Raw genomic sequence first — 24143 nt, 5'->3', positions numbered from 1 at the left:
ATGAATGCTCATGTCGCCAATGGCGATATTGCCGAACGCACGCGCGCGATTGTTGGTGCCTTGCGCTCTCTTGAAGGCCCGCTCCTTCCAATCCTTCACGAAGTCCAGGATGAATTCGGCTATGTGCCGCACGAAGCGCTGCCGGTTATTGCGAGCGAACTCAATCTCTCGCGCGCCGAAGTGCATGGTGTGATGACGTTCTATCACGATTATCGCGATCATCCTGCCGGCCGCCATGTCCTGAAGCTATGTCGTGCCGAGGCCTGTCAGTCGATGGGCGGCGATGCTGTCGCCGATCGTATGAAGACACTGCTCGGCGTCGATTTCCATCAGACCGCGCTCGACGGCAGCGTGACCTTGGAGCCAGTCTACTGTCTCGGGCTCTGCGCTTGCGCCCCCGCAGCCATGCTCGACGGCGAGCTCTATGGGCGGATCGACGATCAGACAATTGCCGACCTCGTTGCGGAGGTGCGGCGATGAGCGTGACGATTTATGTTCCGCGCGACGCCGCAGCGCTAGCGCTCGGTGCCGAGAAGGTGGCTGAAGCGGTTACCCAGGAGATCGCAGCCCGCGGCATCGATGCGAAGATCATGCGCAACGGCTCGCGCGGAATGTTCTGGCTAGAACCTCTGGTGGAGGTCGAGGTATCCGGCAAGCGCATCGGCTACGGGCCGGTAAAGGTGAAGGATGTCGCTGCACTTTTCGATGCGGGCTTGGAGAGCGGCGGCGATCACGCGCTCTGTCTGGGGGAGGTCGAAGGCCTCCCATTCCTCAAGGAACAGACCCGCCTGACCTTCGCCCGCTGCGGCGTCGTCGATCCGCTTTCTCTGAAAGATTATGAAGCACATGGCGGCCTTGCCGGCCTTCGCCGCGCGGCGGACATGGCTCCCGCAGACGTGGTCAAGGAGGTGACCGAATCCGGTCTTCGCGGCCGCGGCGGTGCTGGTTTTCCAACCGGCATCAAATGGAAGACGGTACTGGATGCCGTGGGCGAGCGGAAATACATCGTCTGCAATGCAGACGAAGGCGACAGCGGCACCTTCGCAGACCGCATGATCATGGAGGGTGATCCCTTTGTGCTGATCGAAGGCATGGCAATTGCCGGGCTCGCGACGGGTGCGACGAAGGGCTTCATCTATATCCGTTCGGAATATCCCCATGCGATCGCGACGATGACGGAAGCGGTCGAGATCGCCGGCGGCGCCGGCATTCTCGGCGCTTCGGTACTCAGTTCTGGCCGCGCGTTCGATATTGAAGTCAGGACCGGTGCGGGTGCTTATGTCTGCGGCGAGGAAACGTCGCTGCTGAACAGCCTGGAAGGCAAGCGCGGCGTCGTTCGCGCCAAGCCGCCGCTGCCGGCGCACCAGGGACTCTTTGCCTGTCCCACGGTCATCAATAATGTGATCTCGCTGGCCTCGGTGCCGGTCATCCTGGAAAAAGGGGCTGTTTTTTACCGCGATTTCGGGATGGGCCGGTCGCGCGGCACGATCCCGCTGCAGATCGCCGGGAACGTCAAGCATGGCGGTCTTTACGAGACGGCCTTCGGGCTGTCACTCGGCGATATCGTCGAAAGGATCGGCGGCGGGACAGCAACGGGCCGGCCGGTGAAGGCGGTGCAGGTCGGCGGTCCGCTTGGTGCCTATTTCCCGAGGACACTCTTCGATACGCCTTTTGATTACGAAGCCTTTGCTGCCAAGGACGGCCTCATCGGCCATGCGGGCATCGTCATCTTCGACGACACCGTGGACATGCTGAAACAGGCGCGGTTCGCTATGGAATTCTGTGCGGTCGAAAGCTGCGGCAAGTGCACGCCCTGTCGCATCGGCTCCACGCGCGGTGTCGAAACCGCAGACAAGATCGCGCAAGGAATCGAGCCGGAGAAGAACCGGGCATTACTCGCCGATCTCTGCAACACCATGAAATTCGGCTCGCTTTGTGCACTCGGTGGTTTCACGCCCTATCCGGTGACGAGCGCGATGACGCACTTCCCGGACGATTTCGCGCCAACACCCCTCATCGAAGCGGCGGAGTAAGGATCCATGTCTCTCGTTCACGAAATCGACTACGGCACCCCGGCTTCGAAATCCGAAACAAGCGTGACGCTGACCATCGATGGCCGTCAGATCAGCGTGCCGGAGGGTACGTCTGTCATGCGCGCCTCGATGGAGGCCGGAATTCAAGTGCCGAAGCTTTGTTCGACCGATATGGTCGACGCCTTTGGCTCCTGCCGCCTCTGTCTCGTGGAGATCGAAGGCCGCAATGGGACGCCCGCATCCTGCACGACGCCGGTTGCAGCGGGCATGGTGGTCCATACGCAGACCGGACGCCTGAAGGACATTCGCCGCGGGGTGATGGAGCTCTACATTTCCGATCACCCGCTCGACTGCCTGACCTGTGCTGCCAACGGTGATTGCGAGTTGCAGGATATGGCAGGCGCCGTCGGCTTGCGCGACGTTCGCTACGGGTATGAAGGCGACAATCACGTCAAGGCACGCAACAACGGCGACAACAATCTCAAATGGATGCCGAAGGACGAATCGAACCCGTATTTCACCTATGATCCGTCAAAGTGCATTGTCTGCTCCCGCTGCGTGCGTGCCTGCGAGGAAGTGCAGGGAACCTTTGCGCTGACGATCGAGGGCCGCGGTTTCGGCTCGCGTGTTTCGCCGGGCATGCACGAGCACTTCATCGATTCCGAATGCGTTTCATGCGGTGCCTGCGTGCAGGCCTGCCCGACGGCGACGCTGACCGAAAAATCGGTCATCCAAATCGGCCAGCCCGAACATTCGGTAGTGACCACCTGTGCTTATTGCGGCGTCGGCTGCTCGTTCAAGGCGGAGATGCGCGGTGAGGAGCTGGTGCGCATGGTGCCGTGGAAGGACGGCCAGGCCAACCGCGGACATTCCTGCGTCAAGGGGCGTTTTGCCTACGGCTACTCGGCGCATAAGGACCGGATCCTCAATCCGATGATCCGCGAGAAGGTCACCGATCCTTGGCGTGAAGTGACCTGGGACGAGGCTATTGCGCACGTGGCGTCGGAATTCCGCCGCATCCAGTATCAGTATGGCCGCGATTCGATCGGCGGCATAACCTCGTCGCGTTGCACGAACGAGGAGACGTTCCTCGTTCAGAAACTCGTGCGCGCGGGCTTCGGCAACAACAATGTCGATACTTGCGCTCGCGTCTGCCATTCGCCGACGGGCTATGGCCTCGGCCAGGCCTTCGGCACCTCTGCCGGTACCCAGAATTTCGACAGTGTCGAGGATTCGGATGTCGTCATCGTCATTGGCGCCAATCCGACGGACGGCCATCCGGTCTTTGCCTCGCGACTGAAAAAACGGCTGCGTCAGGGCGCCAAGCTGATCGTCATCGACCCGCGGCGCATCGATCTCGTCAAAACACCGCATGTCGAGGCTGCCTATCACCTGCCCCTGAAGCCTGGCACCAATGTCGCCGTCATGACGTCGCTGGCGCATGTGATCGTGACCGAAGGGCTCTATGACGAAGCCTTCATTCGCGAGCGCTGCGATTGGTCTGAATTCGAAGATTGGGCGGCTTTCGTCTCGGAGCCCTATCACAGCCCGGAAGAGACCGAGAAGTTCACCGGCGTTCCGGCGCAATCCGTTCGTGGCGCAGCGCGCCTTTATGCGCGCGGCGGAAACGGGGCGATCTACTACGGCCTCGGCGTCACCGAGCACAGCCAGGGTTCCACCACCGTTATGGCGATCGCAAATCTGGCGATGGCGACCGGCAATATCGGCCGTCCGGGCGTCGGCGTTAACCCGCTGCGTGGCCAGAACAATGTGCAGGGCTCCTGCGACATGGGCTCCTTCCCGCACGAGCTGCCGGGTTACCGCCATATCTCGGACGATGCGACGCGCGATATCTTCGAGAAGCTGTGGGGCGTCAAACTCAACAACGAACCCGGACTTCGCATCCCCAACATGCTGGACGCGGCCGTGGATGGCACGTTCAAGGGTTTGTATGTCCAAGGCGAGGACATTCTCCAATCCGATCCGGATACGAAGCACGTGGCGGCCGGTCTTGCTGCAATGGAATGCGTCGTGGTTCAGGATCTCTTCCTGAACGAGACGGCAAACTACGCGCATGTCTTCCTGCCGGGCTCGACCTTCCTGGAAAAGGACGGCACTTTTACCAATGCCGAACGTCGTATCAACCGCGTGCGCAAGGTCATGACGCCTCGCAACGGTTATGGCGATTGGGAGGTGACGCAGAAGCTGGCACAAGCCATGGGGCTCAGCTGGAATTACCAGCATCCGTCCGAGATCATGGATGAGATCGCGGCAACGACACCGAGCTTCGCGCTGGTTTCATACGACTACCTGGAAAAGATGGGATCGGTGCAGTGGCCCTGCAACGAAACGTCCCCGCAAGGTTCGCCGATCATGCATGTGAACGGCTTTGTTCGCGGCAAGGGCAAGTTCATCCGGACGGAATATGTCGCGACTGATGAACGCACCGGGCCACGCTTCCCGCTTCTGCTGACGACCGGCCGTATCCTCAGCCAGTATAATGTCGGTGCCCAGACGCGGCGCACCGACAACGTCGTCTGGCATGCCGAGGACCGGCTGGAAATCCATGCACATGATGCCGAAATGCGCGGTATTCGCGATGGCGACTGGGTGAAGCTTGCCAGCCGCTCCGGCGATACGTCACTGCGGGCGCTGATTACCGATCGCGTTGCACCCGGTGTCGTCTACACGACCTTCCATCATCCGAATACGCAGGCAAACGTCATCACCACCGATTTTTCCGACTGGGCGACGAACTGCCCGGAATACAAGGTGACGGCGGTACAGGTCTCGCCATCGAACGGCCCTTCAGAGTGGCAGGCCGAATATGACGAGCAGGCACGCCAAAGCCGTCGCATTGCCGGCAAGCTGGTGGCGGCCGAATAATGGAAAGGCGGGCGGCGCGCATTTCCGTCAAACGCATCGCCCGAAAGGGCGGGGTCGTGATGCCGGGTGAGCGCGTCGTGCCGGAGGAGATACCGGTTGCCTTTTCCTACGGCGGCACGGCGCATGCGGTAATGATGGCGACGCCGGAGGACATAGAAGACTTTGCGATCGGATTCAGCCTGACGGAAGGCATAATCCAGGACGCGGGCCAGGTCTGCGCAATCGAAATCGTCGATGAGCCGCAGGGTATCGATGTCCAGGTAACGCTGACAGACGATGTCGCCGACGCATTGCGTGCGCGCCGACGCAGCATGGCTGGACCGGTTGGTTGCGGGCTTTGCGGCATCGAATCGATCGATCAGGCTGTCCGTCCGGTGCCCGATGTTTCCTCTGCGGATCTCAAGCTGACGCATGGCGACATCGTCCGAGCCGTCTCGCTCCTTAATGACGCCCAGCCGCTCCACAGGGAAACACGTGCAGTCCACGGAGCGGGCTTCTACATTCCTGGTAGAGGCTTGCTCGTCGTTCGCGAGGATGTCGGCAGGCACAATGCACTCGACAAGCTCTGTGGGGCTGTCATTGGCACCGGAACGACCGGCTCAAAGGGGGCTGTAGCCGTCACGAGTCGGCTGTCGGTCGAGATGGTGCAGAAAGCCGCGATCCTAGGAAGCTCTGTCCTCATCGCGATTTCTGCGCCGACGGCTCTTGCCATCCGAACTGCCGAGCAAGCCGGCATGACGCTCGTTGCGCTTGTGCGCGGCGATGACTTCGAAATTTTCACCCACCCGCACCGTATTTTGCCTGAAAGCATTGCCGATGTCGCATGATCCGCATTCAAAGCTCGTCTACATGGCCAACCAAATTGCGACCTTTTTCAAGAGCCAGCCTGAGAGCGAGGCAGCTCAAGGTGTTGCGACGCATATCAACAAATTCTGGGAGCCGCGCATGCGGCGGCAGTTGTTTGAAATTCTCGAAAAGGACGATAACCGCTTGAACGCGCTCGTCATTCAAGCGGCACCTCTGATCCGCAGGCCGGAACCGGCCGAATCAATCCGGAAATAAATATCGATTTCACGCTTGGAGGGGGCACAGGCATTTCGCCTGCTCAAGCATGAATTATTGCAAGAAAAGTCTTTAATCAGGAGGAATTATTCATGACTGCAGCGGAAACAGATACCACAGGTGATTTAGCCGGACTTGGCCTGCTTGATCGGGAGAGGATCATTGCTAAGCCGGGTTTCAATCGCTGGCTTGTGCCGCCGGCAGCGCTCGCCATACATCTTTGCATCGGCATGGCTTACGGCTTCAGCGTCTTCTGGCTGCCGCTTTCGAAATCGCTCGGGATCACGGCATCGACAGCATGCCCCGATCTGACGCTTGCGTCTGCGCTGTTCACGACGATATGCGATTGGCGTGTCGCCGATCTCGGCTGGATCTATACCCTCTTTTTCGTTCTGCTCGGTTGCTCCGCCGCCATCTGGGGCGGCTGGCTGGAGCGTTCCGGTCCGCGCAAAGCGGGCTTTGTATCCGCTTGCTGCTGGTGTGGCGGCATCCTCGTTGCTGCCTTGGGCGTGATGACGCATCAGCTGTGGCTGATGTGGCTCGGCGCCGGCGTCATCGGCGGCATCGGTCTCGGCCTCGGGTACATTTCGCCGGTGTCGACGCTCATTAAGTGGTTTCCGGACCGCCGCGGCATGGCGACGGGCATGGCCATCATGGGGTTTGGCGGCGGGGCAATGATCGGCGCACCGCTCGCCAACCTGCTGATGAACTATTTCAAGACCGACACCTCGGTTGGCGTCTGGCAAACCTTCATCGTTATGGCAATCATCTATTTCGGCTTCATGATGGGCGGTGCGTTCGGTTATCGCATTCCACCCGCCGGCTGGCGTCCGGAAGGCTGGACCGCCCCTGCCGCCAAGAGCACGATGATCACCACCAAGCACGTTCACCTGCGCGATGCGCACAGGACGAAGCAGTTCTGGCTGATCTGGGCGGTGCTCTGCCTCAACGTGTCGGCAGGTATCGGCGTTATCGGCATGGCCTCGCCGATGTTGCAGGAAATCTTTGCTGGTTCGCTGATCGGTTTGCCGGATGTTGGCTTTGCGCAGCTTGACGCGGCGCAGAAAGCATCCATCGCCACGATCGCTGCCGGGTTCGCCGGACTTCTGTCGCTCTTCAACATCGGCGGCCGCTTCTTCTGGGCCTCGCTCTCCGACAGAATCGGCCGCAAGAACACCTATTATTGCTTTTTCATCCTCGGCATCGCGCTTTATGCACTTGCGCCAACCTTTGCGGGCATGGGCAACAAGGCGCTCTTCGTCCTCGCCTTCGCCATCATTCTTTCGATGTATGGCGGCGGTTTCTCCACAATTCCGGCCTATCTTGCCGATATTTTCGGCACGCAATTCGTCGGCGCTATCCACGGCCGCCTACTGACAGCGTGGGCAACCGCCGGCATCGTTGGTCCTGTGGTCGTGAACTATATTCGCGAAGCGCAGATAGCAGCCGGCGTTGCACCGGGACCGGCTCTCTACACAGGGACCATGTATATCCTGGCTGGCATGCTGGCTCTGGGTCTGATTGCCAACGCCCTCGTCCGGCCGCTTGCCAGCAAGTGGTTTATGTCCGATGAGGAGGTTGCAGCACTTCAGGCGAAATCCGCAGCCGCAAGCATAGGCCCGACCGGCTCGTTCGGTATCGGCAAAGGCGGCTTCGACTCAAAGGCTCTGCTTGCCTGGGCCGTCGTCGGCATCCCGCTGCTTTGGGGCGTATGGGTCACGCTGAAGGCAACCTTTGCACTGTTCGGTTGATTTTGATCATTCTCGAAAATCAAGGCACGCGCGTCGGCGCGTGCTTTTTTTAATGGTGCGCCACCATTAAAAAAGCCGCCTTGCGGCGGCTTCCGGAAATCATGCTTCGGTGGCTTACGCTGCCAGTTCGTCGGTTTCGTTTTCCTTGAACATCTTGGCAAGGTTCAAGAAGCAGATCATGCCGTTCTCCGAGGCGATGACGCCTTCGCAGTAAGCGCGATCGAAGGATGCCGTCACTTCCGGTACGGGCTGAACCTGGTTGGAGGCAATCGTCAGAATGTCGGAGACGCGGTCGACAAGCATGCCGATGACCATGCTGTGCACTTCGGCGACAACGATGGCGCTTCGCTCATTGGCGACGGTGCTCTGCATGCCGAGCTTATAGGCGAGATCGATGATCGGGATAACTGAGCCGCGAAGGTTCATGACGCCGATGACATCAGCAGGCGCATGCGGGATCGGCGTCGAAGGCGCCCAGCCGCGGATTTCGCGGATGGTGGTCGTCTTTACGCAGAACTCCTGATCATGCAGGCGGAATGCGATGATCTCGAGAGTGTCGCCGCTGAAGTTATTTGAGTTGATCGTCGTCATTAGAAAGTCTTCCCAAGCCCGGCAGAAGCGGCTGCGCCACCATTGGCGAACACCCCGTGCCTTCACACCACGCGACGCCCTCGCAATGATCTTCGGGGCCTCGTTACGGTTACGCGCGACATTACCGGAAGAGTGTTGCACAAATCTAAATCGTCACTGGAGACCACAAGGTTTTTGGGTTCATTCGCAATCTTGCCTCAACAATAGAAACGAGAAGGTGCTTGCCTTATGCGATCGTCTTCTCGATCTCAGAGATCGCCCATTCCACCTGTTGCTTGGTGATGACGAGCGGCGGCGCCAGGCGGATCGTATTTTCATGCGTATCCTTTGCCAGCAGGCCCCGTTCCTTGAGGTTATAGCAGTACCGCCGCGCGCCCCCAGCTTCCGGCTCCAGCTCGATCGCCATCATCAGGCCGCGGCCGCGCACGTCCTTGACGATGTTGGAGCGGATCGACCTCAGACCGTCGAGGAAGTATGCACCCATCTTCTCGGCATTTTCGATCATGCCTTCCTCAGTGAGCACCTTCAGTGCGGCGCGGGCGACGGCGCAAGCAAGAGGATTGCCTCCAAACGTCGAGCCATGCTGGCCGGGTTTCAGCACTCCGAGAACTTCCGAGTTGGAAAGGACGGCCGATACCGGATAGAAACCACCGGAAAGCGCCTTGCCGATCAGCGTCACGTCGGCTTCAATGCCCTCATGCTCCTCCGCCAGGAATTTGCCCGTCCGGCCGAGGCCTGTCTGGATCTCGTCGAGGATCAGCGTGACGTTGTTGGCGGTGCACAACTCACGGACACGCTTGAAATATCCCTCAGGCGGGATGATGACACCGGCTTCGCCCTGGATCGGCTCGATGAGGGCGGCAACGGTGTTCTCGTTGATGGTGGCCGCGAAGGCTTCCGCATCGCCGAAGGGAACCATGCGAAAGCCTGGCGTATAGGGGCCGAAGCCGGCACGTGCGTCCGGATCTGTGGAAAAGCTGATGATAGTGAGCGTCCGGCCATGGAAGTTATCGGCGCAGACGATGATCTCCGCCTTTCCTTCCGGAACGCCCTTTACTTCATAGCCCCATTTGCGAACCGCCTTGATGGCCGTCTCAACGGCTTCGGCGCCGGAGTTCATCGGCAGGATCTTGTGAGAGCCGGTGAGCGTGGCCAGCTCCTCATAGAGATGTGCGAGCTGGTCGTTGCGGAATGCGCGCGAGGTGAGAGTGAGCTTTCCGGCCTGTTCGACCATCGCCGCCAGGATCTTCGGATGGCAGTGCCCCTGATTGACCGCAGAATAGGCGGAAAGGCAATCGAGATACCGCTTGCCGTCCGTATCCCAGACGTACACCCCTTCGCCGCGCGTCAGGACGACGTCGAGCGGCTTGTAGTTATGCGCACCAAGCTGGTGTTCGGTGGCGATCAGATCTGTGGATGTGCTCATGGCTGCTTCCCCTTATGCGGCGCGTGTCGGACGATCGAAGATGCGGCGCCCGAAGAGGCTTGCCGTCAGTTCCACGAGAACGCGGGCACTCTTGCCGCGATCGTCCAGAAACGGATTGAGCTCGACAAGATCAAGCGACGAAACGAGCCCGCTGTCGGAAAGGATTTCCATGACGAGGTGGGCTTCGCGAAATGTCGCGCCGCCCGGGACGGTGGTGCCGACGCCAGGTGCAATATCCGGGTCGAGGAAATCGACATCGAGGCTTACATGCAGAAGGCCGTTCGCCTTTTCGATTGTGCTGACGATATGGCGCATGGTGGCTGCGATGCCCTGCTCATCGATCGAGCGCATGTCGAAGACATTGACGCCGTGCTTTTGGATTTCCACGCGTTCGGACGGATCGACGGAGCGAATGCCAACCTGAAACACATTGCGCGGGTCAACGAGGGGCCGGTCCTTAGGCAGGATTTCGGCGACCTCGGCCTGACCGCTGAAGAAAGCGACGGGCATGCCGTGCATATTGCCGGAAGGCGACGTCGCCGGCGAATTGAAGTCAGAATGGGCGTCGAGCCAGAGTACGAAGAGCGGGCGGTCCTGCTCGGCCGCGTAACGCGCCATGCCGGAGACACTGCCCATCGACAGGCTGTGGTCGCCGCCGAGAATCAGCGGAAAGCGTCCGGCCGCAGCGGCCTCGTAGGTGCTGGCTTCGAGCGCACGCGTATAGGCGCCAATGAGACGCAGATTGTGCGCCTTCGGATGGTTCGGAAGGTCACGTGCCGGTACGACGTGGATGTCGCCTTCATCGCACACATCATGGCCGAGGTCGATCAGGGTCTGGTCCACACCGGCAATGCGTAGCGCTGCCGGCCCCATCGCCGCCCCGCGCCGGCCTGATCCTTCCTCTACCGGAACACCAATGAGTGTGACTGATCGAGACTGAACTTCCATTCTGGGCGCTCCGGATTCGAAATTGGATTGGCGCATATTCGGATATCGACGTGACGGCAAAAAGATGGAAAAGTGTCAGAAATCAAATCCGATTATGCACTTTGCTAAGTGTGTTTCGACAAAGTGATCGCCATGGACGACCTTGATCAAGAACTTCTAAGCGCGCTTCGCCATAATGCTAGAACGCCGGTATCCTCTCTCGCCGCGATGACTGGCGCGTCGCGCGCGACCGTTGCCGCCCGCATCGACCGGCTTGTCGCAAGCGGCACCATTGCCGCTTTCACCATCCGGACCGGCCATGAAACGCGTGCCGCGGGAGTTCGTGCCATCGTCATGATCGAGGTACTCGGCAAGCTCGCCGACCGAGTGGCCGATCAGTTGCGCGGTCTCCCGCAGGTACGTGCGCTGCACAGCACCAACGGCAAATGGGATTTCGTCGCGGAGCTTGAGGATCGCGATCTCGTCTCCTTCGATGAGACGCTCCGCCGTATCCGGCTCGTCAACGGCATCAATTCGACTGAAACCAGTATCCTGCTGAAAACCCGGAAGTCCGGATTCTAATATTCATGTTCGTAGACGATGCCGGCTTCGCCGGCGCCGTTTCCGCCCGCAGCACCACGTAATTTCACGCCACGCCCGACATCGAGATTGATAATCGCCTTGGCGCCTGCTTCGCCGCCTTGCTGCAGCTCGAAATAGGTGCGCTCGTTCAAATAGCGGCCGACGCTGACACTTGTCTGCCCTTTCTCGTCGGTGCTGATGTTCAGGTCGTCGACACCAAGCTGGTTGCGGAGCCCCTCGAAAAGCGAGGTCGAACGTCCGCCCGCCAGCTGGCTCACCGCATCGGCGAGCTGTGCGATCTGGACCGGCGAGAGCTTCGACATCGATTGGCCGAATATGAGCTGCGCCAGCACTTCATCCTGCGGCAGGGTCGGCGAGGACGAGAAGGTGATCGAGGGATCTGTCGCAAGTCCGGTGACGTCGACGATGAGCGTCGTCGTTCCCGAAGTGGAGCTCGCTTCCATATCGAGCGCCGGCGTCAAGTCACCGGCAAACGTAATGCGGCTCTTGTCGGTGAAGTTCAGGCGGCGGTTAAGCATGGTCAAGCGTCCGCGACGCATAGTAAAGCCGCCGGAAACGACGGGCGTTGCCGCCGTTCCCCTGATCGTGACACTGCCTCCAAGTTCCGAATCGATGCCGCGGCCGCGGACAAAGATTTTCGACGGCGCGCTAATGTGCAGGTCGAGCGCGAGCGTCGTGGATTTCTCGCCGGCCTTCTGCGCATTTTCGTCGCGCAGCTGGGCACGCACCGCAGGTGGTGCATTCACATGCTTGATGTTGATTTCGCGCAGTGAAGTCGGCAGCTTGTCCGGCACGGTGATCGATGCTTTTTCGACGTTCAACCTGCCGCTCAGCACCGGGTTGGTGAGAAGCGGACCCCGCAGACCGAGATTGCCATCGACCGTCGCGACGACAAGCGTTCCGTCAACATAGACTGCCCTGTTCAGCCTAACCTCGATGTTTACCGGATAGCCGCTGCCCGGCCGGATCCCGACCGTACCGCTCGCCGTAACGCTGCCGCCGCTCGCGAAATTGCCGCTTAGGCGGGAAATGGTGGCCTGCTCGCCATTCATGGTGATGTTGGCGACGACATTGTTGAGCGCAAGGTTCCTGCGGACATCGACCAGCTTGGCGCCGCTGGTCGCGATAGACCCGTTGATGACGGGGCCGGCGGCCGTACCGGTGATACGGAGGTCTATGTCGGCGGTGCCGTCCACGACAAAGCCCTGTTGCGCCAGCTGCGCACCCAAGATGGCAAAGGGGAGGTTGCCGCGGAATTGCAGGTTGAGGGCCCGACTGCCGGTGATCGCAACGGTGCCGCCACCCTTCACCGAAAGGCCGCTGTCGCCGGTAAGGTCGGTATCGATGGTGAGTGTGTTATCGGCGAGCTTGCCGTTCGCGGTGACTGCGAACGGCGAGAGCCCGGCGCCTTTGGTTTGGCTGGTCGCCGCATTCTTCCAGTTGAGCTTGAAATCAACCTTCGGCGCGGACAGCGGCCCCGAAACCGATGCGGTTCCGGAGATCGTTCCCTCAGCGGCGAGGCCTGGTACGAAACCGTTTGCAACGCTCGCCGGAAGATTGGAGACATTGGCGTCCACCTTTAGGCTCTTGACGACTGTGCCCTCTATCATGACATTGCCGCCAGCTTTCAGAGTGACGTTGTCAGCGCCGTTCATGTTAGCATCGAAGTCGAGCCTGTTGTTCGCAAGCTTGCCAGTCGCGTTCACCACGAGCTGGGACAGTCCTGCCTTCTTGGTGTGGCTAGTTGCCGCGTTCTTCCAGTTGAGTTTGAAATCGGCTGTCGGGGAAGCAAGGCTCCCCCCAGCCACAACCGTGCCAGAAAGGACACCTTCTGCCGCAAGGCCCGGCACGAAATTGTTGGCGATGCCTGCCGGCAGATCGGCAATGTCGGCGTCCACCTTCAGGCTCTCGACTGTCTTGCCGGCAATTGCGACATTGCCGTTGGCTTTCAGCGAAGCTCCGTCAGCACCGCTCGCATTCGCGTCGAAATCAAGCTTGTTGTCGGCAAATTTTCCCCTCGCGCTGAGGTTCAGCGACGACAGCTTGGCGCCCTTCGTCTGACTTGTCGCCAAGTCCTTCCAATCGAGCCTGAAATCAACGGCAGGTGAGGAGAGCGTCCCAGAGGCTGTCACCCTTCCCGAAACGGTACCCCCGGCAGCCAGGCCCGGGACAAAGCCGTTTGCGATGCTTGCGGGAACGTTGGTGACGTTCGCGTCAATCTCCAAGCTCTGAATAGTCTTTTCAGCAACGACGACCTTACCCGCCGCTTTCAAAGCGACACCATCGGCGGCATTCGCGCTTGTATCGAAGTCGAGCCTGTTATCGGCAAATTTGCCGGTGGTGCTCAGCTCGAGCGCTTTCAATCCAGCACCCTTAGTCTGACTTGTGGCTGCGTCCTTCCAATCAAGATCGAAATCGACGGCCGGCGCAGCAAGTGTTCCCGATGCCTTGGCAGTTCCAGAGATCGTGCCTTCGGCGGCAAGTCCAGGCACGAAGCTGTTTGCAATGCTTGCCGGGACATTGTTGAGATTGGCGTTGACGTCGAGGTTTTGGACCGCCGTGCCGGCGATAACAATATTCCCGTCCGCGCTCAGTCCCGTGTTGGCTGCCCCGGTCAGATCTGCATCGAAGTCGAGCTTGTTATCTGCGAGTTTGCCGGTGGCGCTCAGGCCGAACGGGGCAAGCTTTGCCTGTTTCGTCTGGCTCGTGGCTGCGTCTTTCCAGTCGAGATCGAAATCGACGGCCGGCGCAGTCGGCGTTCCCGATGCCTTGGCAGTTCCAGAGATCGTGCCCTCGGCGGCAAGTCCAGGCACGAAGCTGTTTGCAATGCTTGCCGGGACATTGTTGAGATTGGCGTTGACGTCGAGACTTTGGACCGCCGTGCCGGCGATAACAATATTCCCGTCCGCGCTCAGTCCCGTGTTGGCTGCCCCGGTCAGATCTGCATCGAAGTCGAGCTTGTTATCTGCGAGTTTGCCGGTGGCGCTCAGGCCGAACGGGGCAAGCTTTGCCTGTTTCGTCTGGCTCGTGGCTGCGTCTTTCCAGTCGAGATCGAAATCGACGGCCGGCGCAGTCGGCGTTCCCGATGCCTTGGCAGTTCCAGAGATCGTGCCTTCGGCGGCAAGTCCAGGCACGAAGCTGTTTGCAATGCTCGCCGGGACATTGTTGAGATTGGCATTCACGTCGAGGTTTTGGACCGCCGTGCCGGCAATCACGACATTGCCATTTGCCTTGAGACCCGTTTCGGCTGGGCCCGATAGGTTCGCATCGAAGTCGAGCCTGTTATCGGCAAATTTGCCAGTGGTGCTCAGCCCGAGCGCTTTCAATCCGGCACCCTTGGTCTGGCTTGTGGCTGCGTCCTTCCAGTCGAGATCGAAATCGACGGCCGGCGCAGTCGGCGTTCCCGATGCCTTGGCAGTTCCAGAGATCGTGCCCTCGGCGGCAAGTCCAGGCACGAAGCTGTTGGCGATGCGCGCCGGAAGGTTGACGACATCGGCATCAATTTTCAGGCTTTGCCCGCCCGTTCCGGCCACAACAACATTTCCGCGGGATTTTAAGGACAGTCCCTCGGAACCATCGACACTTGCGTCGAAGTCGAGCTTGTTATCGGCGAATTTTCCGGTCGCGGCAACGCCGAACGGCGCAAGATGCGCGCTCCTGGTGTGGCTAGTTGCGGCATTCTTCCAGTCGAGCTTGAAATCCGCAATCGGCGTCGCCGGCGTTCCCTTGACCGATACCGTGCCGGAGACGGCACCTTCGGCATTCAGCCTGGGAACGAAACCGTTGGCGAGGCTTGCGGGCAGGTCGCTGATGACCGCATTGATGTCGAGCGTCTCGCCCGCCGAGCCGGTCACCGCCACGGAACCGCTTCCGGTTTTGACCGTGAGGCCGCTCAGCGCGGCCTGGCCATTCGCAATCGCGATTTCGGCGGGTCTGGAGAGTTCAACCGGAATATTGCGTGGTTTGCCTGAAAATCGATCGAGCCGGATCGTCGTCGCGCCTGCCTTTGTTTCAAGATCGCCTTCGGCAAGCACCGGATGATCATCGTAGGCAGCGTTAAGATCGAACTTCGTGCGGTTCTGATGCTGCACGAAGTTCAGCACCGGTTCAGCCAGCTTGTTGGCGCCTGCCGACATCTCGCCGGCCTTGACGACGCCGTTGGCGGAAAAGGCTTTGAGATCGGTGACGGTGATAGCGATGTCCGGTCTCACGATCGAAAACGTGTCACGCTGCAAGCCATTTCCTGTGGCCGCCACCTTTAGCGCGATCTTGCCGTTGTCGTTTGCGATGTCGAGCGCACCCTTGAGATCGCCTTGGGCTCTCTGCCCGCCGAGTGCGGCTAGCAGGCCGATATCGGGAAAATCGAAGGTGAGCGCTCCGGTTGGCTCGAAGCGTGAGGACAGTTGGATATTGCCTCGCAGCCGGTTGCTGCCGACGTCCGCACTGAGAGACGGAACGTTGATGACGCCGCCTTTGGACTGTGCGTCGGCAACGATAATAATCGGTTGGCCGTCGATCGTGACCTTGGCATTGATGGTACCTTGCGGTGCGTCGGGATCAGCCGCGCCGGAAATGTTGACGTCCAAGTCACCAAGCGTGCGGCCAGCGGTGCGAAGAGTTGCGGCCTTCAAATTTGCCTTTATCGCCAGGGCTGTCAGCGGGCCGCTGGCATTGACCGTATAGCTCGCCTCGCCTTCGGCGGTTTCCAGAACCTTTTTTACATCCGGCAGCCGCCCGGAAAGGCTAGCGGTGAGGCTTTCGCCGTCAAGCACCACGGAGCCGGCAGTTTCGATCGTTCCGGATTTGACGACGAGATCCGAGAGGTTGATCTTGGACGGAATGGTTCCGGCGATCTGTGTATCGATCGAGATCGGCGTATCGAAGCGCGGCGCGATAGCAGGCGGCAGTGCCGCGGGTTGAACTGTAAGCTTCGCATTTCCCGTCAGCGTGTTGTCGGTAAGCTTATAGCTGCCGTTGACGGTGCCGCTTGCATTGGCGCTTTCAAATGTTGTCCCGTTGAAGCCTACGCCATCGGCGGCGATTTGGAGCGGCGCGGCAAGCGTCACAGGACCTTGTATTGCCCGATTGACATCCGGGTTCAGGAACGTCGTATCACCGGCAACCATGCGCAACTGAACGGCACCGGAGCGCTTGGCCAGATTGAAAGCGTCGCTCTTCGCGGTCAGCTTTACGTTGCCGATCGTCGCCTGAGGCAATGTTGCGGCATCGAGCGAAGCACTGGCGTTCAGCCGTGCCGACTGCGCGTCGCCCGTGAGGGCGAGGTTTAGACCGGTCACCATGAAACGGGCTTCGCCATCGGCAAGCGGCCAACGAAAATCAACCGGACCTGACGTACCGAGCACGTTGACGTTCAGGCTGTTGTTTCCCGCCCGATCCAGGGTGCCGGATGCCGCAATGACGACGCTGCCGGTTGCTATGTTGCCGGTCTGGATATCGAGTTTGCCTCTATTGAAGGTGGCGGAGACATCGATGTTCGTCTGGCCGGAAAACAATGGCCGGAAGGCCGGCGGCAGAAGAGTGCTCAGATCGCCGCCGCCCTTGAGATCAAGATGGTGCAGACCGTCCTGTGTGAGCGCATGATGTCCTTTGATCGAAGCGCGTTGCTGACCGTCCAGGGCGGCTTGAAGCCTGCCGTTCCAATCCGAGACCGGCCCTTCGCCATCGACGACGATATCGACTGAAGGGTCGCCCGGCAGCGATAGGAAAGCTGCAACCAGCCCCCCCTTCGGTTCAGACAGCTGCGCCTTCAGCCGCAACTGGTTCTGATCGGGCATGAACGCCAAATCGGCCGAGAGCTTGGCATCCGGCACATCGTGACGGCTGATATTGATTACGCCATTCCCGCCATTCTGGTCGGCCTGCAGATTGCCGCCCGCCGTTAAAGTAAACGCGCGTCCCGCGAATTTCTCGCTCAGATTGATGTCCGAGATAGCGATCCTGTCGACATCGATCTTGATCGGCAGGCTGAAACCCTCGTCCTCACCGCTTGTTGGTGGTGAGGGAATGGTACGCACCGGCTTTCGGATAATATTGACGGAGCGGAGGGAGAGTTCGCTTGCGTGGAATGCGCCGCGGAGCAGCGCCAGCGGGTTCCAGTCTATCGAGAGACCGGTTATCTGCGCGAATACCCCGCGCGTATCTGAGACGGTTATCTCCGCAGCGCGCAATCCGCCGGTCAGCAAGCCGCTTGGCTCGCGGACCGTAATTTTCATGTCGCGGTTCGAAAGGGCTTCCGCGACTTCCTCCGTAACAATGCGCGAGCCGAACGAGGTGAAGCCGAAGATCGCAATGGCTATCGCGGCAAGGATCAGTGCAGCACCGGTCGCAACGCCGATCACACGGATGGTCCAACTCACGAATTTCGTCAGCGCTTGCATGAAGGCGGAACTACCCTGTTCTCGTCATTGATCGCGGGTTTGAAATCCGCGACTATCGCATTCTAGAACGACTGGCCGATCCCGGCATAGATGCCGTAACTCGTGCCATTCTCGTACTTGTTCAACGGTACGGCAAAATCAAGCCGCAGGGGGCCAAAAGGCGTGGCGTAGCGTATTCCGACGCCGGCACCGGCCCGGATGTCGGAAAAATCGGGAAACTCCTCGCTCCCCACTGTTCCGACGTCGATGAAAGGAACGATGCCAATGGTCTCGGTGATCCTGACGCGCGCTTCCAGCGAGGCGGTGACATAGGATTTGCCGCCCGTCGCTTCATCCTCAGCGTTGTAGGGGGAAATCTCCTGATAGCCATACCCCCGAACCGAGCCGCCCCCGCCGGCAAAAAAACGTCTGGTTGCGGGAATGTCCGGCAATTCTCCGCCAACCAGCAGGCCGGCCGCCACCTTGCCAGCGAAGACAACATTGTCTTCCGCGCCGATCGACTGGTAGCCGGTTATCGAACCCTCGAAGGACGAGAAGATCGTGCTGCCGAACATCTCATAGCTCGGCGTCGCTGCAAGCGTGGCCCGGTAGCCTTCCGTGGGGTTGAGTTTGTTGTCGCGCGCATCGCGCTCGTAAGTAAGCGGCAGGGCGAAAGTCAGATATTCATTGTCGCCGAAGGCGTCATCATCCTTCTCATAGCTGATTTCAGCGCTCGCCGAGGCGGTATCTTGATCGGTCAGCTCGTAAGACAGGCCGAGCGATGCGGTGATCAGGGATGCGTTGTAGGCATCCGGATTTTCGGTCTTTGCGAGAATGCCGGCCTTCAGCGTTGCGGCAGGGAAAAAGGCGCCGGGTTTGGTGAAGAGAATACCTGTCGAGTAGTCGAGATTTCCGATGTCGTTTTCGCCGAGGCGGCCAACCGTGCCCTCGATCCGAAGGGATTCCGCTTCGCCGAAAAGGTTGCGGTGTCCCCAATAACCTTGGACTCCCATGCCGTCGATCGTCGAATAATTGGCGCCGACACCGAAATAGCGCTGCTTGCCTTCCGAGACTTCAATCGTCATGGGCAGCGTACCATCGGCGGCGAGGCTATCGGCTTCGTGAATGGTGACGCTCGAAAAAACGCCGAGCGCGCGCAACCGTTCGCCAGCCTTCTTGAGTGCCTCGGGAGAATAGGCTCCCCCTTTTTCAAGGCGCGAATAACGCTGGATGAACGCGGGTTTGACGGCTTTCTGCCCGGTGACGCCGACATTGCCGATCGGGGCGATCGGACCCCCTTCCGTCGCGATGACGATATCGACCGTCTTGGTGCGGTGATCGGCCACCACTTGGCGTGTGGTCAGCTTCGCAAGCGGTCGGCCCTCGCTCTTCAGCTGTTCGACGATCTTGTCCCCGGCCTTGATGATCGTCAGCGATCCGGCCACTTCGCCAGGCGCAAGGTCGTAATCGGCGGGATTGCGGCTTGCAGCATCGCCGCCGAACTGCACTTCCTTGACCCGGAAAACCGGTCCCGGCTCGATGGCGACTTGAACGGAAACGGGCCTGGATCGGTCGAAGGTCGGGTTGGGAGGAAGTTCGTCGATGTTCTTTCCGTCGATCGTGATCGTCACGACGCCGCCATAGCGCGCTTTTTCATAGAGCGCCGCGATCAGGCGGTCGCGGTCGTCGCGTGCCTTGACGACAATGCCCAGATCGCCGGAAACCGGGCGATCCTCGTCGCCGATCAGGCGCGAACTATTCTCCAAAGCCTCTTTGAGATCAGGATCGGCGGTATTCGTTGCAAGATTGGCGTCGTAGCGCACAGGATCAGGCACCTGCTCGCTGTCATTCTCGTCTTCGCCAAAAATGGTAATGCCGAAAAGCTTGAATGCATAGGCCTCGCCAGTCAGAACCGGTGAAAACGCAGCCGCCGCCGCGATCACCATCATGGTGCCTGCCCGCCGATACGCAAAACCCGATTTCGGTGTCTTCCCTCTGATATGCATCCGCCGCTTTTGATTACATGCGTTGCCCAGCCATTAACAGCTTAGCGGCAAAAATGCACGAGGTGTACCGATTTAAGCTATTTTCGAGCTAATTTAGCACGAAAGGTAAAAATCCCGGTTTGCAGCCGGGATTTTCGAACCTTGGCACTACGTCTTAGGGGCAATCGTCGATATAGCGGCGACCATAGCGGTCGCGATAGTAGCATTGCCCAGGCTGTTCTGCGACTCTGCCAATGACGGCACCTGCGACGCCGCCGATCGCAGCGCCGACTGCGGCTCCGCGAACATTGCCTGTGGCCACCCCGCCGATGACCGCACCAGATGCCGCACCGATCCCGGCACCCCGCTCCGTCGGTGTGCAGCTCGCGATCGAGAGGCCGATCAGAGCAAATGCGATTGCTTTCTTCATTTTTTCTCTCCAAGGTTGACTGCCGCTTGGCAGCCGCTGTCCCTTCACGGTGTCTTTTTGATAATTAAAACTATGTCGCAACAGGATGGCGTCCAGTTTGCAGCTGAAATTTTTGTGATCACGGTTGTTTTCAATCCGATTCAGATGTCATGCGGAGTCATGCAGTCGTCCGTAGAGCAAATTTGGCAGAACTCCCCAAAGTAGCGGTTGATCCCTAAGCGAAAAAGTCAAATGATGTTCCTGTGCCTGGAGGAGGCACGAGGAGAAAATCATGGCGAAGGTGAAACTGACGGTGAACGGCCGGGCGGTGAGCGGCGACTGTGAAGAGCGCACGCTTCTCGTCCATTTCATTCGCGAAAGACTGGGCCTGACGGGAACCCATGTCGGCTGCGATACGACGCAGTGCGGCACCTGCGTCGTCCATATGGACGGCAAGTCGGTCAAGAGCTGCACGATCCTCGCCGTTCAGGCATCGGGCTCGTCGGTCACGACGATCGAAGGCCTAGCCGCAAATGGCGAACTTCATCCGGTTCAGGCCGCCTTCAAGGAGCATCACGGGCTCCAGTGCGGGTTCTGCACGCCCGGCATGGTGATGACCGCGGTCGACATGATCAATCGTCATGGCGGGCAACTGGATGAACAGACGGTTCGCCAGGAGCTCGAAGGCAACATCTGTCGCTGCACCGGTTATCACAACATCGTCAAGGCCGTGCTTTCCGCCAATGCGGAGATGCATGGCGGCGCCAAGCAGGCTGCCGAGTAACATCTTTCCGGAATTGTCTGGCTGACTGCCGCACACGATGCGATTTGGCGGAGTGCCAGACCAAAACCCCATTGGGAGGACATCATGGGTGTCGAAGGAGTTGGTGCACGCGTCGCACGCAAGGAAGACAAGCGGTTCTTAACCGGCAAGGGCCGCTATACCGACGATATGGTCGTGCCCGGCATGAAATACGGCTATTTCGTTCGCAGTCCGCATGCGCATGCCAAAATCAAGAGCATCGATATTTCCGCTGCGAAAGCCATGCCTGGCGTCATCGACGCGCTGGACGGCAAGCAATTGCTCGCTGACGGCATCGGCAACCTCATCTGCGGCTGGATGATCCATTCGAAGGACGGTTCGGCGATGAAAATGGGCGCGTGGCGCCCGTTGGCGGTGGAGACGGTGCGCTATGTGGGCGATGCTGTTGCGATCGTCATAGCGGATTCGCTCGACGAAGCGCGCGACGCGGCAGAAGCAGTCGTTGTCGACTACGAGGAACTGCCGGCTGTGATCGAGGCGGTCGATGCTCTAAAACCCGGTGCGCCGCAAATCCATCCGGAAGCGGCCAATAATCTGATTTTCGACTGGGAGATCGGCGACGCTGCCGCTGCCGACCAGGCAATTGCGCAAGCAGAACATGTGATCGAGGTCGATATCGTCAACAACCGCCTCTCCCCCAATGCGATGGAGCCGCGCGCCACGCTCGGCATCTACGATGCGGGCGACGACCATTATACCTGCTACACCACCAGCCAGAATCCGCATCTGGCGCGGCTGGTCATGAGCGCTTTCTACAACGTGGCGCCGGAAAACAAGCTGCGGGTGATCGCGCCGGATGTCGGCGGCGGCTTCGGCTCCAAGATCTACATCTATCCGGAGGAGATCGTCTGTCTCTGGGCATCGAAGAAGACCGGCGTGCCGGTGAAATGGACTGCAGACCGCACGGAGGCCTTTCTCACGGATGCGCACGGCCGCGATCACGTCTCCAAGGTCAAAATGGCCTTCGATGCAGACAATCGCATCACGGCACTGAAGGTCGACACGATCGCCAACCTCGGCGCCTACATGTCGCTGTTTTCGTCCTGCGTGCCGACCTACCTCTACGCGACGCTGCTTTCCGGCCAGTACGATATACCGGCAATCCACGCCAATGTGCGTACGGTCTATACCAACACCGCGCCTGTCGACGCCTATCGCGGGGCGGGGCGGCCGGAGGCGACCTATCTCCTCGAAAGGACCATGGAAACGGCGGCGCGCGAGCTCGGCATTTCGCCTGCTGAACTCAGGCGTAAGAATTTCATCCGCTCGTTCCCCCACCAGACGCCGGTCATTTTGAACTACGACGCAGGCGATTATGAAGCTTCGCTCAACGCGGCGATGCAGGCGGCCGATTGGAACGGCTTTGCCGCGCGCAAGGAGGAGGCTAGCCAGCGTGACATGAAGCGCGGCATCGGCATGAGCTGCTATATAGAGGCATGCGGGCTTGCTCCGTCGCAGGCGGTCGGCTCCCTCGGCGCCGGTGTCGGCCTTTGGGAGTCCGCCGAGGTGCGGGTCAATGCCGTCGGTACCGTGGAGGTCCTGACCGGGTCGCATAGCCACGGCCAGGGACATGAAACGACTTTCGCACAGCTCGTTGCGGGCCGGCTCGGCGTGCCGATCGATAGCATTTCCATCGTTCACGGCGATACCGACAAGGTGCAGATGGGCATGGGTACCTATGGTTCGCGCTCCGGTGCCGTTGGCATGTCGGCCGTCGCCAAGGCGCTCGACAAGGTCGAGGCCAAGGCGAAAAAGATTGCCGCGCACCTCATGGAGGCGGATGAGAGCGATATTGTGATCGAAAACGGCGAGCTGAAGGTGGCGGGCACGGACAAGACGCTGCCGTGGTTCCAGGTAGCGCTTGCCGCCTACACCGCCCACAATCTGCCTGCCGGAATGGAGCCGGGTCTGAAGGAGACGGCCTTCTATGATCCGTCGAACTTCACGTTCCCGGCGGGATGCTACATCTGCGAGGTCGAAGTCGATCCCGAAACGGGCACGACGAAAATCGTGCAGTTCGTCGCTGCCGACGACTTCGGCAATATCATCAACCCGATGATTGTCGAGGGCCAGGTCCATGGTGGCCTTGCCCAAGGCATCGGCCAGGCGCTGCTTGAAGGCGTTCACTACGACGAGAGCGGCCAGCTTTTGACCGCGAGCTACATGGATTACGCCATGCCGCGTGCCGACGACCTGCCATCCTTCGATCTGTCGCATCAAAACACCCCGTGTCCGAGCAACCCGCTGGGCGTCAAGGGCTGCGGCGAGGCGGGCGCGATCGGCTCGCCGCCGGCGCTGATGAATGCGATCACGGATGCGATCGGCAACAACATGCTGACGATGCCCGCCACGCCGCAGAAGGTGTGGATGGCTGCGCGAGCAACCCACTGAGGAGGAACGGCCATGTATCAAACGAATTATCACCGCGCCTCGACAGTCGATGAGGCCGTGAGCATGATCACGGGCGCATCGGAGGGCAAATATGTCTCCGGGGGCATGACTTTGATCGCAACGATGAAGCAACGGCTTGCCGCGCCAAGCGATCTGGTGGATCTACGCCACATTGAGGCGATGAAAGGTATCCAGGTCGAAGGCCGCAAGGTGCGGATCGGCGCGGCATTGACACATGCGGAAGTGGCGTCTTCTGCCGCAATCGGCGCAATCTGCCCAGCCTTGTGCGACCTCGCCGGACGGATCGGCGATCCGCATGTGCGGCATATGGGTACCATCGGCGGTTCAATCGCCAATAACGATCCTGCTGCCGATTATCCGGCTGCGATGCTGGCGCTGAATGCCCGTATCGTCACGAATAAACGCGAGATCGCAGCCGACGATTTCTTCACCGGTCTTTTCGAAACGGCGCTTGAGGAGGCTGAACTGATCGCAGCGATCAGCTTCGAGGCGCCGGAGAGGGCCGGCTACGCCAAGTTTGCGAATCCGGCTTCCCGCTATGCCATGACCGGCGTCTTCGTTGCGAAGGGATCCGGCGGCGTGCGCGTCGCCGTCACTGGTGCGGGCTCCAGCGGCGTCTTTCGCCAATCTGCGATGGAGCAGGCGCTGGGCGCCAACTGGTCGCCGGATGCGGTCACGAGCGTCGATGTCGATCCGGCCGCGTTGATGTCGGACCTGCATGCCAGCGCGGAATATCGCGCTAATCTGGTGAAGGTGATGGCGAAGCGCGCCGTTGCCGCAGCGGGCTAACATATCGAGCGGAGCCGGCTTGCCGGCTCCATCAATTGTGTAAGAACGCGCTCCGGATCAGCGAGATTC

General features: G+C 60.0%; 16 protein-coding genes. 10 read left to right on the top strand and 6 right to left on the bottom strand.

The features are described from left to right. The 6 genes from RGR602_RS18765 (at position 1) to RGR602_RS18740 (ending at position 7732) form a co-directional block, all read left to right on the top strand. Positions 1–480, top strand: coding sequence for a formate dehydrogenase subunit gamma (locus RGR602_RS18765; RefSeq protein ID WP_039846332.1), 480 nt, complete (start codon positions 1–3; stop codon positions 478–480). Beyond that, positions 477–2033, top strand: coding sequence for a formate dehydrogenase beta subunit (locus tag RGR602_RS18760; protein WP_039846331.1), 1557 nt, complete (start codon positions 477–479; stop codon positions 2031–2033). Before RGR602_RS18765 ends, RGR602_RS18760 begins: the two co-directional genes overlap by 4 nt. A gap of 6 nt (positions 2034–2039) precedes the next feature. Continuing rightward, entirely contained in the window at positions 2040–4919 is a 2880-nt protein-coding gene (gene fdhF / locus RGR602_RS18755; RefSeq protein WP_039846330.1) for a formate dehydrogenase subunit alpha, read from the top strand. A 59-nt stretch (positions 4920–4978) separates the two neighbouring features. Then, complete coding sequence (gene fdhD, locus RGR602_RS18750) at positions 4979–5746, top strand: formate dehydrogenase accessory sulfurtransferase FdhD (RefSeq protein ID WP_407692055.1); 768 nt, start codon at positions 4979–4981, stop codon at positions 5744–5746. Next, the gene (locus RGR602_RS18745; protein WP_039846328.1) at positions 5736–5981 is read left to right on the top strand and encodes a formate dehydrogenase subunit delta; all 246 of its coding nucleotides are present in this window, start codon (positions 5736–5738) and stop codon (positions 5979–5981) included. The genes fdhD and RGR602_RS18745 overlap by 11 nt, the downstream gene beginning before the upstream one ends. Before the next feature lie 92 nt (positions 5982–6073). Next, positions 6074–7732, top strand: coding sequence for an OFA family MFS transporter (locus RGR602_RS18740; RefSeq protein WP_039846327.1), 1659 nt, complete (start codon positions 6074–6076; stop codon positions 7730–7732). A 114-nt stretch (positions 7733–7846) separates the two neighbouring features. On the opposite strand, the gene RGR602_RS18735 is transcribed toward RGR602_RS18740, so the two are convergent. The 3 genes from RGR602_RS18735 to rocF all read right to left on the bottom strand — a co-directional run bounded on the left by RGR602_RS18735 (position 7847) and on the right by rocF (position 10697). After that, positions 7847–8323, bottom strand: coding sequence for a chemotaxis protein CheW (locus RGR602_RS18735; protein ID WP_039846326.1), 477 nt, complete (start codon positions 8321–8323; stop codon positions 7847–7849). Between the two features lie 226 nt (positions 8324–8549). Further along, positions 8550–9749, bottom strand: coding sequence for an ornithine--oxo-acid transaminase (rocD, locus tag RGR602_RS18730; protein ID WP_039846325.1), 1200 nt, complete (start codon positions 9747–9749; stop codon positions 8550–8552). A 12-nt stretch (positions 9750–9761) separates the two neighbouring features. After that, positions 9762–10697 carry an arginase gene (gene rocF / locus RGR602_RS18725; protein WP_039846324.1) on the bottom strand — a complete coding sequence of 312 codons (936 nt, stop codon included), beginning with the start codon at positions 10695–10697 and terminating at the stop codon, positions 9762–9764. Between the two features lie 132 nt (positions 10698–10829). Here rocF and RGR602_RS18720 point away from each other — a divergent pair, with 132 nt between their 5' ends. Beyond that, entirely contained in the window at positions 10830–11258 is a 429-nt protein-coding gene (locus RGR602_RS18720) for an Lrp/AsnC family transcriptional regulator (RefSeq protein ID WP_039847023.1), read from the top strand. Here the strand turns inward: RGR602_RS18720 and RGR602_RS18715 are convergent. The 3 genes from RGR602_RS18715 to RGR602_RS18705 all read right to left on the bottom strand — a co-directional run bounded on the left by RGR602_RS18715 (position 11255) and on the right by RGR602_RS18705 (position 20071). Beyond that, complete coding sequence (locus tag RGR602_RS18715) at positions 11255–17677, bottom strand: translocation/assembly module TamB domain-containing protein (RefSeq protein ID WP_039846323.1); 6423 nt, start codon at positions 17675–17677, stop codon at positions 11255–11257. The two genes, RGR602_RS18720 and RGR602_RS18715, sit on opposite strands and share 4 nt — an antisense overlap. Positions 17678–17739: 62 nt before the next feature. Continuing rightward, a complete protein-coding gene (locus tag RGR602_RS18710; RefSeq protein WP_203226175.1) occupies positions 17740–19662 on the bottom strand; it encodes an autotransporter assembly complex protein TamA in 1923 nt (640 codons plus the stop codon). Between the two features lie 154 nt (positions 19663–19816). Next, positions 19817–20071 (bottom strand): YMGG-like glycine zipper-containing protein, encoded by a 255-nt coding sequence (locus RGR602_RS18705; protein ID WP_039846321.1) that lies wholly within the window; start codon positions 20069–20071, stop codon positions 19817–19819. Positions 20072–20342: 271 nt separating this feature from the next. Here RGR602_RS18705 and RGR602_RS18700 point away from each other — a divergent pair, with 271 nt between their 5' ends. The 3 genes from RGR602_RS18700 to RGR602_RS18690 all read left to right on the top strand — a co-directional run bounded on the left by RGR602_RS18700 (position 20343) and on the right by RGR602_RS18690 (position 24074). Beyond that, a complete protein-coding gene (locus tag RGR602_RS18700; RefSeq protein ID WP_039846320.1) occupies positions 20343–20834 on the top strand; it encodes a (2Fe-2S)-binding protein in 492 nt (163 codons plus the stop codon). Between the two features lie 84 nt (positions 20835–20918). After that, positions 20919–23264: a xanthine dehydrogenase family protein molybdopterin-binding subunit gene (locus tag RGR602_RS18695; protein WP_039846319.1), complete on the top strand. Its 2346-nt coding sequence runs from the start codon at positions 20919–20921 to the stop codon at positions 23262–23264. A 12-nt stretch (positions 23265–23276) separates the two neighbouring features. Continuing rightward, positions 23277–24074, top strand: coding sequence for an FAD binding domain-containing protein (locus tag RGR602_RS18690; protein WP_039846318.1), 798 nt, complete (start codon positions 23277–23279; stop codon positions 24072–24074). Positions 24075–24143 lie beyond the last annotated feature (69 nt).

Origin of the sequence: Rhizobium gallicum bv. gallicum R602sp (assembly GCF_000816845.1) — a bacterium.
In the GTDB taxonomy this organism is placed as follows: Bacteria; Pseudomonadota; Alphaproteobacteria; order Rhizobiales; family Rhizobiaceae; genus Rhizobium; species Rhizobium gallicum.
Note: the sequence above shows the minus strand (reverse complement) of the source record. Positions and strands in the feature narration are given on the sequence as shown.

Bases quoted from the DNA above. Each gene is read 5' to 3' on its own strand.
- fdhD (WP_407692055.1), top strand. From the start codon at position 4,979: ATGCCGGGTGAGCGCGTCGTGCCGGAGGAGATACCGGTTGCCTTTTCC.
- RGR602_RS18705 (WP_039846321.1), bottom strand. From the start codon at position 20,071: ATGAAGAAAGCAATCGCATTTGCTCTGATCGGCCTCTCGATCGCGAGC.
- RGR602_RS18735 (WP_039846326.1), bottom strand. From the start codon at position 8,323: ATGACGACGATCAACTCAAATAACTTCAGCGGCGACACTCTCGAGATC.
- RGR602_RS18765 (WP_039846332.1), top strand. From the start codon at position 1: ATGAATGCTCATGTCGCCAATGGCGATATTGCCGAACGCACGCGCGCG.
- RGR602_RS18695 (WP_039846319.1), top strand. From the start codon at position 20,919: ATGGGTGTCGAAGGAGTTGGTGCACGCGTCGCACGCAAGGAAGACAAG.
- RGR602_RS18740 (WP_039846327.1), top strand. From the start codon at position 6,074: ATGACTGCAGCGGAAACAGATACCACAGGTGATTTAGCCGGACTTGGC.
- RGR602_RS18710 (WP_203226175.1), bottom strand. From the start codon at position 19,662: ATGCATATCAGAGGGAAGACACCGAAATCGGGTTTTGCGTATCGGCGG.
- RGR602_RS18745 (WP_039846328.1), top strand. From the start codon at position 5,736: ATGTCGCATGATCCGCATTCAAAGCTCGTCTACATGGCCAACCAAATT.
- rocF (WP_039846324.1), bottom strand. From the start codon at position 10,697: ATGGAAGTTCAGTCTCGATCAGTCACACTCATTGGTGTTCCGGTAGAG.
- fdhF (WP_039846330.1), top strand. From the start codon at position 2,040: ATGTCTCTCGTTCACGAAATCGACTACGGCACCCCGGCTTCGAAATCC.
- rocD (WP_039846325.1), bottom strand. From the start codon at position 9,749: ATGAGCACATCCACAGATCTGATCGCCACCGAACACCAGCTTGGTGCG.
- RGR602_RS18700 (WP_039846320.1), top strand. From the start codon at position 20,343: ATGGCGAAGGTGAAACTGACGGTGAACGGCCGGGCGGTGAGCGGCGAC.
- RGR602_RS18715 (WP_039846323.1), bottom strand. From the start codon at position 17,677: ATGCAAGCGCTGACGAAATTCGTGAGTTGGACCATCCGTGTGATCGGC.
- RGR602_RS18720 (WP_039847023.1), top strand. From the start codon at position 10,830: ATGGACGACCTTGATCAAGAACTTCTAAGCGCGCTTCGCCATAATGCT.
- RGR602_RS18690 (WP_039846318.1), top strand. From the start codon at position 23,277: ATGTATCAAACGAATTATCACCGCGCCTCGACAGTCGATGAGGCCGTG.
- RGR602_RS18760 (WP_039846331.1), top strand. From the start codon at position 477: ATGAGCGTGACGATTTATGTTCCGCGCGACGCCGCAGCGCTAGCGCTC.